This window comes from Frankia sp. AgKG'84/4 (genome assembly GCF_023242965.2).
Lineage (GTDB): Bacteria > Actinomycetota > Actinomycetes > Frankiales > Frankiaceae > Frankia.
The window spans coordinates 1-11,063 of record NZ_JALKFU020000127.1 but is presented as its reverse complement, the minus strand read 5'-3'; the positions used below and the strand labels follow the sequence as shown (position 1 = coordinate 11,063).

At 72.7% G+C, this 11,063-nt stretch carries 8 protein-coding genes; 6 read left to right on the top strand and 2 right to left on the bottom strand.

Features of this window, described 5'->3' with window-relative positions:
- On the bottom strand, positions 1-775 hold a 775-nt coding region (locus MXD58_RS10850; RefSeq protein ID WP_250609277.1), incomplete at its 3' end, for a glycosyltransferase family 39 protein.
- Positions 776-1,772: 997 nt separating this feature from the next.
- Between MXD58_RS10850 and MXD58_RS10845 the strand changes: the two genes are divergently transcribed.
- From MXD58_RS10845 to MXD58_RS10835, 3 genes are all read left to right on the top strand, one after another.
- Complete coding sequence (locus tag MXD58_RS10845) at positions 1,773-3,356, top strand: LCP family protein (protein WP_248838407.1); 1,584 nt, start codon at positions 1,773-1,775, stop codon at positions 3,354-3,356.
- On the top strand, positions 3,353-4,303 hold the full coding sequence (locus tag MXD58_RS10840) for a TIGR03089 family protein (RefSeq protein ID WP_248838408.1): 951 nt from the start codon (positions 3,353-3,355) through the stop codon (positions 4,301-4,303). Before MXD58_RS10845 ends, MXD58_RS10840 begins: the two co-directional genes overlap by 4 nt.
- Before the next feature lie 205 nt (positions 4,304-4,508).
- Positions 4,509-5,945 (top strand): UDP-glucose dehydrogenase family protein, encoded by a 1,437-nt coding sequence (locus MXD58_RS10835; RefSeq protein WP_250609276.1) that lies wholly within the window; start codon positions 4,509-4,511, stop codon positions 5,943-5,945.
- On the opposite strand, the gene MXD58_RS10830 is transcribed toward MXD58_RS10835, so the two are convergent.
- Positions 5,862-6,458, bottom strand: a complete 597-nt coding sequence (locus MXD58_RS10830; protein ID WP_248838409.1) for a beta-class carbonic anhydrase — start codon at positions 6,456-6,458, stop codon at positions 5,862-5,864. The genes MXD58_RS10835 and MXD58_RS10830 overlap by 84 nt on opposite strands.
- A gap of 398 nt (positions 6,459-6,856) precedes the next feature.
- Between MXD58_RS10830 and MXD58_RS10825 the strand changes: the two genes are divergently transcribed.
- The 3 genes from MXD58_RS10825 (at position 6,857) to MXD58_RS10815 (ending at position 10,232) form a co-directional block, all read left to right on the top strand.
- Positions 6,857-7,366 (top strand): GtrA family protein, encoded by a 510-nt coding sequence (locus tag MXD58_RS10825; protein ID WP_248838410.1) that lies wholly within the window; start codon positions 6,857-6,859, stop codon positions 7,364-7,366.
- 420 nt (positions 7,367-7,786) lie between these two features.
- Complete coding sequence (locus tag MXD58_RS30690; RefSeq protein WP_248838411.1) at positions 7,787-8,383, top strand: TetR/AcrR family transcriptional regulator; 597 nt, start codon at positions 7,787-7,789, stop codon at positions 8,381-8,383.
- Between the two features lie 391 nt (positions 8,384-8,774).
- Positions 8,775-10,232 (top strand): hypothetical protein, encoded by a 1,458-nt coding sequence (locus MXD58_RS10815; protein ID WP_248838412.1) that lies wholly within the window; start codon positions 8,775-8,777, stop codon positions 10,230-10,232.
- The last annotated feature ends 831 nt before the right edge of the window (positions 10,233-11,063 follow it).

Below are 11,063 nucleotides of genomic sequence, written 5' to 3'. Positions count from 1 at the left end.
GCCCCGCACGGCGCCGCCCCGCGCGCCACCAACCGACCAGGTAGGCCGATGCGATCATGACGGGCAGCGTGAGGGCGAAAGCCTTGGACAGCAGGGCGAGGCCGAACCACAACCCGACGAACCCGGCGGTGCGCCGGCGCAGATCGCCCCGCATCACACCGGCGAGGACGACGGTGAGCGCGCCGGTGGTCAGCGTCAGGATTCCGTCGTTGTTGAACGTGGCACCGACCCGGGTAAACCCGGGGATCGCCAGCGGCAGCGCGGCGGCCGCCAGCGCCGCCGGTTCGCCGAGCCCGAAGCGGCGCGCCCCGAGCCAGCCCAGCAGCGGCAGCGGAGCCACGATGAGGATGTTCAGCAGTCGCAGGATGAACACCTGGCGGTCGTACGACCAGTCCTGCGAGTCGGGCAGCGCTTCGAGCAGGACTGCGCCGGCCGCGTAGACCAACGGCGGGTGCTGCACCATCTGGTTGGACAGCCGGCCGTCGTCGACCGGCGTGGGACCGCCCAGGGCGTCGAAGGACTTCCGCTCGTCCCGCGGGGTCGGGTCGATCTCCGCGAACGACGGCGCGCCGCGCCGCTTCGCCCCGGACAGGAACATGTCCGCGTATCTGCCGCGGTCGAAGTCGTCCGACGTCGCCGCCACCCCGGTGGCGATCATCTTCTCGCCCGGCGCCGGCCACCCGGCGCCGTGCTGCAGGCCGTAGACCATGTCGACGTGCTGGGCCTCGTCGTAACCCGCCCAGGTCGGATAGACGAACGCATAGCTGACCAGCATGGCGACGTGCACCGCGGTGATCAGTAGGAGCAGAACGGGCCCGTGGCGCAGCCGCCGCCGGGATCCGGCGGGTTCCGCGGCCACCCGCTGCTCGGGCAGCGGAGGTGCGCCGGTGTCGGCGGTGGCGTCGACGGGGCCGGTGGCGTCGGCATCCGCGCTGGTCGCGCCCGGTGCCGTCAGGTCACGGCCGCCAGCGTCCGCTGGATCCACGGCAGGTTCGACGTCGGTCACGGTGCGCTCGGCGGGCGGGGGTTTCGGACGCTCGGCGGGCGTCAGCTCCGGCTCATCCATGGTTGACGCCAGGTTAGACGACTCCTCCCGGTAACCCCTGCGGCCGGCCCAGGCCGGCCCCGAGCCACCCCAGGTCCGGTCACTATCCGTGTCGACCCGGCTCGCAGACCAGGGCTGAAACCCACGGTTCGCCGGCTCGACCCACCCGCACGGAGGCCCCCGGGACAACCTCCCGCCCCCCGCCGCGGGTCTTTAGGCGCAGTTAAGTCGTAAACCAAGGCCGCCAGCGCGTTCCGAAGGCTTCCCCTGAGCCATCCGATCAAGGAGCGTCAGCGACCCCGTGCGTCCCACCCACCCGGCACCGACGCCGTCCGTCCCGAGCCCGCGAGCCATTCCGCGGCAGCGGGACAATGATCCAGCAGGTTCCCCTCCGCGGCCACGGCCGTCGCCGGGGAGATCGGACCGCTCGACAGCGCGCCGCACCCGCGGTGACGCACCGCCACCGCCCGGTTGGTCGCCCCCGTCCACCGAGACGACCACGACGCTGCGGCGCACGGGACATCCACGGCGCACGGAACATCAAGGGCGCACGGGACATCCAGAGCGCACGGGACATCCAGGGCGCACGGGACATCCAGGTCGCACGGGACATCCAGGGCGCACGGGACATCCGGGAGGTTCGGCCGAGTGGCCGTCGTACGGCCGGGCCCCCGGACCGGGCCAGCGGCCGGCCCCACGCCGGCGACCCGAGCGCCGGCCAGGCCGCGTGCTGCCGGCGGAGCTCGATCCGCGCCGGCCGCGTCGGCGCCGCACGCCCTGGCAACGCCTCGCCCTCGTCGTCAGCGCGTTCGCCTCCGCCCTCGTGCTCGCGATCAGCACCCTGGGCTGGGCCGCCTACCGGCACCTCGACAGCGCCATCGTCCGGGAACGCTGGACCATCGACGGCGCCCGCCCGGCCGCGGTGGCCGGCGAGCAGAACATCCTCCTGCTCGGCGATGACAGCCGGGCCGGCACGGACGGCGAATACGGCGCGGTCGACGGAGTCCGCTCGGACACGACGATCATCGTGCACCTGGCCCGGGACGGCTCGGCGACCCTGCTGTGGTTCCCGCGCGACATGCTCGTGCCGGTCATCCCCCACAGCCGGGCGAGCGCACGGGACGGACGCGCGAAGCTCACCGAGGTGCTGGCCCTCGCCGGAGTTCCGGGCCTGGTCAGCACCCTCGAGACCCTGACCGGCCTCAAGGTCGACCACACCGTCTCGATCAATCTCGCCGGCTTCCGCGCCATGACGGAGGCGGTGGGCGGCGTCACCGTGTGCGTGACGCCTCTACCGGGTGGCAGTACCCGCAACCTGCACGACGCGATGTCCGGCTGGAACGGCCATCTGGGCCTCAACCGCCTCGACGGCGAGCAAGCCCTCGCCTTCGTCCGCACCCGGTACGCCCTCGGCGACGAGCGGTTGCGCATCCTGCGCCAGCAGCAGTTCCTCTCCCGGCTGCTGGCCGCTGCGACCAGCGCCGGCGTCCTCACCAGCCCGCAGAAGCTCACCGCGCTGCTCGACGCCGTCGGCGGGACCCTACGGGTCGACTCGGGCCTCGACCAGGAGGAACTGCTCCGGCTGGCGAAACGGATCAACGGGCTGCGGTCGAACACAGTGAGGTTCGTCACCGTCCCGACGCGCGTCGCGCTGCGATCCGATGGTGCCGTCGACGATCTCGGCACCATCCCGCCGCACGGTGCTGTGCTGCTCGCCGACCAGGAGGGACTCGACCGGGTACTCGCCCCGCTGCGCCCGGCACCGGCCACCCCCGCAGCCAGGCCGAGCACCGGGTTCCCCGCCGCCGTCGCGCCCGTCGCGGTGCCCGTCGCCGCCGTGCGCAACGCGTCGGGGCGGACGGGACTCGCCGCCGCCACGGTCGACGCCCTGCGCTCGCTCGGATTCACTGGACCGATGACGACCTCGACGGCAGCGGGCCAACCGCTCACCGAGATCCATCACTCTCCGGCCCTGACCGACGCCGGGCGGACCCTGTCCGCCCGGCTGCCCGGCAGCCGGCTCGTCGAGGACGGATCCGCCCCGGGCGACGGCCTCGTCGTGATCCTGGGGACGACCTTCCCCGGGTTGCCGACCGGCTCCGCGACCACCACCACCGGCACCGGCACCGGCACCGGCACCTCCGTCAGTACCGGCCCCGCGACGACCACCAACGCCGTGATGACCACCGGTCGCGCCGCCACCAGCGCGCACACGGCTGTCGGCGCCGGCGCCGCCGGGGTGACCCCCATCGTGACTTCCACGGCAGGGACGGCCACGCCGTTCACCATCAACACCGCCTGCACGCCGTGACCGCCACCGCGACTCCTCGCCTGGTCTCCACGGCCAGCCTGCTGGGCACGGCGACCCTCGCCGAACCTGAAGCGCCGTTGCCGGCGGGCACCCCGGGTATCGCCGGGCTGCTCGCCCGCCGCCTGGCGACGGACCCGACGAGACCATTGGTGACCTTCTACGACGACGCGACCGGCGAACGGCTCGAGTTCTCGGCGATCACCCTGGACAACTGGGTGGCGAAAACCGCGAACATGCTCGTGGACACCCTGGGCCTCGCTCCCGGCGACCAGATCGGCGTCGCCCTGCCGACCCACTGGCTCGCTCTGGTCATCACGCTCGCCGGTTGGTCGGCGGGGCTGGAGGTGCTGGTCATCCCGGATGGCCCCGACGGCGCCGGAGCCGGGGCGGGACCGGCGCCGGCCGACACCCGGATCGGGGCGCTGTTCGTCGCCGAGGACAGGATCGACGCCACGGCGGCGCTGGCGGCCGACGAGACGGTCGCTCTCTCGCTGCGCCCGATGGGCGGCCGCCTGCTCCGGCCGATCCCCGGCGTCCTCGACTACGCCACCGAGGTTCCGCCCCACGGCGACCGTTTCGCCGCACCGCCGGCGCCGCCGGAGCAGGCCGGCCTCGTGCGGGCCGCAGTGCGGACCGCGGCGTCCTGGGACCTCACGGCTACGGACCGGATCCTCTGCACGGCCGCCCCCGACACGGCCGAGGGCCTGCTCGGCGGCCTGCTCGCGCCGCTGGCCGCCGGGGCGTCGATCGTGCTGTGCCGACGGCTCGATGCGAACGCGTTGGATCGCCGAGCCGAGACCGAGCGGGTCACCGCCGTCCTCGCGCCGCTCGACGCCGTTAGTTCCCGCCCTGGTACGGAGGCCGACGACGCCGCTGCGTCGGGAGTGTCCGGTTGGCCCGCCTCGCCGGCCGCGGTGCGCGTCCTGCGGCTCCCCCGGCACGGGTGACGCCCGGACGGGCCCTCGTGCGGACCGGCGCGGCCGGGTAGTCACTACGCTCGTCAGCCGGAGTCTTTCGTTGCGCGACTCCGCGGTGGGTGGCGCCGACCGCGTCACCGCCCGCGGCGGCCGGTTCGGCCGGGCCGGGACGACCGCGCGACTGCTCAGGCGGCCGGACCGCGCCCGGCGGCCAGGCCGATCCCTCAGGGTGGAGGTGCGCAGCGTGAGCTGGTCGACCGATCCGCGGATCAGTGTCATCGGCACGGGCTATCTCGGGACGACCCAGGCGGTGTGCCTGGCGGAGCTGGGCTTCGAGGTCATCGGCGTCGACATCGACGCCGCGCGGGTCCGGCGGCTGTCCGCCGGCGAGGTGCCGTTCTACGAGCCCGGCCTGGAGGCGCTGCTGCGCAAGAACCTTGAGGCCGGGCGGCTGGCCTTCTCCAGCTCCCTGGCCGAGGCCGTCGACCGGGCCGACACCCACTTCATCTGCGTCGGCACTCCGCAACGGGCCGGTTCGGATGCCGCCGACCTGCGCTACGTCGAGGCCGCGATCAGCGGGCTGATCGCGGCCCGCCCCCGGCCGGGGACGCTGGTGGTCGGCAAGTCGACGGTGCCCGTCGGCACGGCCGGCCGCCTCGCCGCGAAGCTCGCCGCCGGCGCGCCCGGGGCGGAGCTCGCCTGGAATCCAGAGTTCCTGCGCGAGGGCTTCGCCGTCGACGACACGCTTCGTCCCGACCGGCTGGTCTTCGGGGTCACCCCGGGTGGCCACGCGCCGGAGCGGCTGCGCACCGTGTTCGCCAGACTGATCGACAACGGCACCCCCGTGATCGTGACGGACTACGCGACCGCCGAGCTGGCCAAGGGTGCCGCGAACGCCTTCCTCGCCACCAAGATCTCCTTCATCAACGCGATGGCCGAGGTCTGTGACGTGGTCGGCGGCGACGTCGTCGCGCTCGCCGGCGCGCTGGCCCATGATGACCGGATCGGACCGCTGTTTCTGCGGGCGGGCATCGGCTTCGGCGGCGGCTGCCTGCCGAAGGACATCCGGGCCCTGCAGGCCCGCGCCCGCGAACTCGGGGTCGGTCCGGCGCTGGCGTTCCTCGGCGAGGTGGACGCGGTGAACATCCGCGCCCGCGACCGGGCGGTGGCGCTGGCCCGCGAGGTGCTGGGGGACGAACCGACGAACCGGGCCGTGGGGGTCCTGGGCGCGGCCTTCAAGCCGAACTCGGACGACATCCGCGACTCGCCGGCGCTCGAGGTCGCCCTCGCGCTACGCCGGGCCGGAGCCCACGTGGCCGTGTACGACCCGGCGGCGGTGGGGGCGGCCCGGGAGGTTCACCCGAGCCTGCACTTCGCGGAGTCGGTGATCGGCGCTGTGGCCGGGGCCGAGGTCGTCCTCGTCCTCACCGAGTGGGCCGAGTTCCGTGAGCTGGACCCGGCCGTCCTGCGTCCGCACGTCGCCCGACCGGTCGTCATCGACGGTCGTGCAGCGCTCGATCCGCAGGTGTGGCGGGCGGCGGGCTGGACCTACCGTGCCCTGGGCCGCCCGCCGTTCGGACCGCTGTCCTCAGAGCTCGACCTCGACCACCGCGCCGGTCTCGACCTGGTAGATGAAACCGCGCACCGAGGTGGTGGACTGCAGGAAGGGTGAGGAGCGCAGAATCCGCAGTGAGATCCGGACGTCGTCCTCCACGTTCGCGAAGGCCTGCACCGACCATTCCGGGCGCACGCCGGTGTCGCGTTCCAGCTGGTCCCGGAAGCCGTCATCGGTGATCTTCTCCAGCCCACAGCCGGTGTGGTGCAGGAGGATGATCTCCTTGGTGCCCAGCACGTTCTGGCTCACGGCGAGCGAGCGGACGACGTCGGTGGTGACGACGCCGCCGGCGTTGCGCAGGATGTGCGCGTCGCCCTCGGCCAGGCCCAGCAGCGCCTCGACGTTGAGGCGCGCGTCCATGCACGCGACCACCGCGACTCCAAGCCGTGGGGCGGCCGGGGGGTCCGACAGCCCGGCCTCCTGCCGGCGGGCGGGGTTGCCGGCCGCGTAGGTCAGCAGCAGCTCCGTCGCCGTGGCCGAATCCTCGAGATCGTCTGCCGGCAGGACACCGCCCGCCGGTCGAATGCTGTCACCGCTCACGTCCGCGGCCTCCCGGTGCCTGATGGACATCGACATCAGCCGTGCATCCAGCCGCGTGGGCACGTCTGCCGGCTCACAGCGCAGATCATGGTCGTCGGCCCTCCGATCGGTGCGGCCCGCGCGCCGCGTGGCCAGGATGCCGCGCTCCTACCCAGGTGCGCCAACGTTTAGCGGATTCGACGGGGTTGCGCCACTCACGTGACCCAGCGCGGCGAATCCGCTGCATCACCTATAGTAAAACAGGGAACACAACCTGGGTGCAGCGAACACACTCGCGTCACAGGTCATCGCCATCCGCGGCGGTGCGCAACGACGAACCACGGCCGGCGAACCCGGACCCACGGACGTGCCAGGGGGGTGGGGCCATGCGCGGAACGGGCCAGCCGGTACTCTCCACTGGTGGTAGGAATCGATCGAGGTCGTCGGTGGTGAGTCACCGGCAGGCACGCTCGCCGGTGCAGGTACTCATCCACGAGATGGGCAAGTTCGGCGTGGTCGGTGGCGTGTGCTACGCCATCGACTTCCTGATTTCGAACCTGTGTCACACGGTTCTCGGCGTGGGCCCACTCAGCGCGAAGACGATCTCCACGGTGATCGCGGCCACCGTTTCCTATATCGGGAATCGACAGTGGTCCTTCAATCACCGCGCCCGCACTGGACTGCGGCGGGAGTACACACTCTTCGTTATTCTGAATACAATTGGGCTGTTGATCGCGCTCGGCTGTCTCGGGTTCGCCCGATACGCGCTTGATCTGCGCGGCGTGCTTGCCTTCAACCTGTTTGGCAACGTTCTCGGCACCGGGCTGGGCACGGTCTTCCGCTTCTGGGCATACAAGAAGTGGGTGTTTCTGCACCCCGACCACCCGAAGGCGGCCCCGCGCCCCGACCTCGACCCGCGGTCCGACAACGTGATGCCGGAGCACGCCGGCCAGGTCTGACGGCCGCCGGGACCCGAAGGTCCCCGGCGCCCGCCATCGACCGGGCGGGCCGGCGCTCAGGGGCGTCCCTGCGGGACAAGCCCGCCGCCCGCCGTGCGCGACCATTCGGTCCGGCCGCCCGAGGTTCATCGGTCGCGCGCAGCCGCAGGCAGGGCGCCCACTCCGACCACGGCCTGGCTGCCGCGGCTCGGGCGACCGGCCGCGGCAGACCGCCCGGACCCGTCGCCCACTGGTCCCGACCGGACAGCGCCGGGCGTGGTCCGGTCGGGCGTTGACGCAGGCCCGCGGCAACACAGGTGAGTTACGCTCTGCGGGCCGAACCGCCGCTACGCGTCCGCCAGCAGACACCATGCGTCAGTACGCACCCGGATCCCTGGTGGCCCGCACCGACCGGTCCAGACCTCGTCGGGAGGGTATGCCGTGTCCCAGTCCTCGCTCGCGCCGCCCCGAACCGGCGGGCGACCCCGCGACGAGAGCCGGGACCTCGCGATCCGGGCAGCCACCCTCGACCTGCTGGCCGAGCTCGGCTATGACGGCGTCACCATGGACCGCGTCGCAGCCCGGGCGCGCACCGGCAAGGCGACGATCTACCGCCGCTGGCCGTCCAAACTGGCGATGGTGCTGGACTCGATTGATGCCTTCGCCCAGGAACGGATGCCCACACCGAACACCGGGTCGTTTCGGCTGGACCTGCTCGAGTTCCTCGTATCCTTTCACGAGGCGATCCGCAGTGACCGCGGTCGCATTCTCGCGGAACTGATCTCGGAAATGCCACGGAATCCCGAACTTCGGAACGCACTGCGCCGCGGCCTGTCCGCGCAGCGCGACGCGAGCTGGCGGGCCATCGCGGAAAAGGCGGTCGCCCGGGGCGAGCTGCGGGCCGCGGTCGACGGATCCCTGCTTGCCGAGATCGGCACCGCCGTCATCGTCCAGCGCGTCATGCTCACCGGTGACCCTGTGGACCGGGCATTCCTGGAAACGATCGTGGATGACGTCCTGATCCGCCGGCCGGCCTGAGCGCCGCTCGACACTGCCGATCCGCGCCCGGGGCCGGCGCCGGTGCGCCCCGCGCCGGCCGCCCCTCGGCCAGCGGAGCGAATGGTGACAACGGACGCCAGCCACCCGATGCGCCGCACTGTGATAGTTCGGTCACGGAAGGCGGGCCAGGTGTCGAGAAGCCGACCGACCGCGCGAAAGTGCCAACAAACCCCTAACATCGGCGTGGGACCCGGCCAGGGTTGTACACGCGGTTCATCCATTTCCACCGCCTCTCGGCAGGCGCCGCCTCCGGGCAGGCACTGCCTCCCGGGGCGCGCGGCGCGGGATGACCGGTCACCACGCGGCTATCCGACCAGCGCGTCAGGGAAGCGCGGGCGGGGGCGCCCTCGCGCGGCATCAGGAGGACCTCATGCAGTCACCGGGATCCGGCCCCCAGGACCCGGACGCCGAGACCCAGCGAGCAGGCGTTCCGCCCCGCGGCGGATGGCCGGCCGACGGCCGTCCTGGCGGCTCCGGTCCGTACGGCCCCGAGGCGTATGGCTCCGAGGCGTATGGCTCCGAGGCATACGGCTCCGAGGCATACGGCTCCGAGGCATACGGAGCCAACTCCTACGGCTCCGGCGACCAGTACGACGACGCGGAGCAGACCCGGATCGTCAGTGACTCGGACGGCTACGGGCGGGGCACCTGGCCCCCACCCGCGCGCGATGCGACCCCCGACGCCGGAGCGAACCCGCCGGCCGACCCGCGCTACCCGTACCCCGGCGGCCCGGGCGGTGCCGATCCACGCACCCAGGTGCTGCCCGAGGGTTATGGGACGAGTCCCTACGGCACACCGGGCGCGGCGGGTAGCCGGCCCGCCGATCAGTATCCCCAGGCGGGTTACCCGCCAGCGGGAACGTACGGCGAGGCACCGCCGACGGGCGGCGGCCAGTACGGCGCGGCCCCCGGCACGGACGCCTACGGAACCGCGGGCTACCCCCAGCAGGGCGGCTACCCCGCGCCCGGCACGGACTACAACCAGGGTTACCCGCAGGGATACCCGCCGGCCGGCGGGTATCCGCAGCCGGCCTACCAGCAGCCGGGCTACCAGCAGCCGGGCTACCAACAAGGCGGATACCAGCAGGCGTATCCACCACAGGGCTACCAGCAGCCCGGCTACCAGCAGCCAGGTGACTACGGCTACCCGGGCAACGGCGGCGGCCAGGGCGGCGGCAACCCGGGCCGCAAGCGCGCGATCATCATCGGTGCGGCCGTGGTGGCTGTCCTGCTGCTGATCATCATTCCGGTGGCTCTGCTCTCCGGCGGCGGGTCTGACGACGAGCCGACCACGGCCGCTGCGGCGTCCCTCACGCCGACCACACCGCCGACCACGCCGGCCACCACGTCACCGAGTCCCTCCACCTCGCCGACGCCGAGCCCGTCCGCGAGCGCCTCGGCGAGCTTCACCCCGGCGGAAAGCGCCCTGTTGGCCAAGCTGGACGACTCGGCCATGACGGACTGCGAGCCGAACGCCAGCGCCGAGGGCGATCACATCCAGGCCGCCCTGTTCTGCAACTCCGACGACGGCAAGGTCGTCGCCGCCTACTCCTACGCCACGACCGCTGACCTGAACAGCGACGAGGAAGTCCGCAAGTCGCTCGTCACGACCTCGGACGGCAAGTGCAAGGAGGGTGGCGACGAAGTCTTCACCTGGAACTTCGACAACGGACAGACCCAGGGCAGCGCCGTCTGCAGCACCCGCACCAACGATCACTTCCTCTACTGGTCCTACACCAGCAAACTCGTCGCCTTCATGGCGACGGGGACCGACGGCGCCGCCCTCTACGAATGGTGGAGCGGCTTCGACCCGGTCCCGCAGAGCTGAACTCCCGGCATAGGGCGGTATTTGTGCGGCAGTAGCCCTAGACCGAACGTATCCGGAGGGTAATGCGCCTACGCTGAGGCCGCACACGTCACCCATCCCGGGAGGAACCGTGCCGAGCCGTGGCAGTGGCGACGACGAAGCGCCACGCTCAGCCGAGCAGACGCCACCACCACCACCGCCGCTTGCCGGCGGCGGTCCGGGCGCGCAGGCGGAATTCGATGACGCCGAGCGAACAATCCTGCGACCCCCCGGCCGGTATCCGCTCCGTGGACCCGGGGGGCCAGTGCCCGCGGGTCCGCCGTCGCCGACTTCGTTCCAGCCGGGCCCAGGCTCGCCGCCTGGTGCGCCCGGACCTGGGCACACCTCGTGGCCGCCCCCGCTCCCAGGCCCGTACTCCACGGGCCCCGGAACCGGTGCTCGTGAACCCGCCGGGCCACCGGGGCCGACCGTTCCCTCCGCACCTCCCCGGCTGGGCGGGCCGACAGCCGCGCCCGCGCCCGCACCCACGGGTCCCGGTGGCCCGAGCCGGCCACCCGGACCACCGACGTCGAACAACCCGGCCTGGCCGCATTCGACGGGCCCGGCCGGTCCGGGGGCAGCTCCCAGCGGACCGCGTCCCCCGGGTCCACCGAGGCCACCGGCAGGCCCCGGAGCCGGACCTTCCCCGCTTCCTGGGTCGCACCTACCACCGAGGGTCTCGGGACCGCCGGAGCCGCCAGGAGGACTGGCCGGCCCACCCGGGCCGCTCTACCATTCCCCACCGGGTCGAACCGGACCCGGGCCGGGCGGTGCCGTACCGCCGCCGGCTCGGCCAGTCGGCCTGCCGACGCC